At 44.5% G+C, this 463-nt stretch carries 1 protein-coding gene; it reads right to left on the reverse strand.

Going from position 1 to position 463, the window contains the following annotated elements; translation table 11 throughout:
• A partial coding sequence (locus HA632_RS00020) for a SprB repeat-containing protein (RefSeq protein ID WP_176305199.1) occupies nt 1-463 on the reverse strand: 463 nt, incomplete at both ends.

A 463-nucleotide genomic window follows, 5' to 3' on the forward strand; every position in this document is an offset into this window, starting at 1 on the left:
GCGGTAAAGGTTGTGCCTCCATTAGACCATAAAATGGTATAAGGAGCCGTTCCACCGGTAGCCGTTACTGTTACACTTCCATTGTTTCCTGCAAAGCAAGATACGTTGGTAGTCGTATTAGTAGAAGCCAAAGCCGTTGCCGGTTGCGTGATAGTTACACTTACGTTTGAAGTACATCCATTAGCATCGGTTACCACTGCGGTATAAGCACCTGCTGCAAAATTGTTAGCCGTAAAGGTTGTGCCACCATTAGACCATAAAATGGTATAAGGAGCCGTTCCACCGGTAGCCGTTACTGTTACACTTCCATTGTTTCCTGCATAACAAGATACGTTGGTAGTGGTATTAGTAGAAGCTAAAGCTGTTGCCGGTTGCGTGATGGTTACACTTACGTTTGAAGTACATCCATTAGCATCGGTGATAACCGCTGTATAAGTACCAGCTGCAAAATTGTTAGCGGTAA

Source organism: Flavobacterium sp. J49 (assembly GCF_011742145.1).
In the GTDB taxonomy this organism is placed as follows: domain Bacteria; phylum Bacteroidota; class Bacteroidia; order Flavobacteriales; family Flavobacteriaceae; genus Flavobacterium.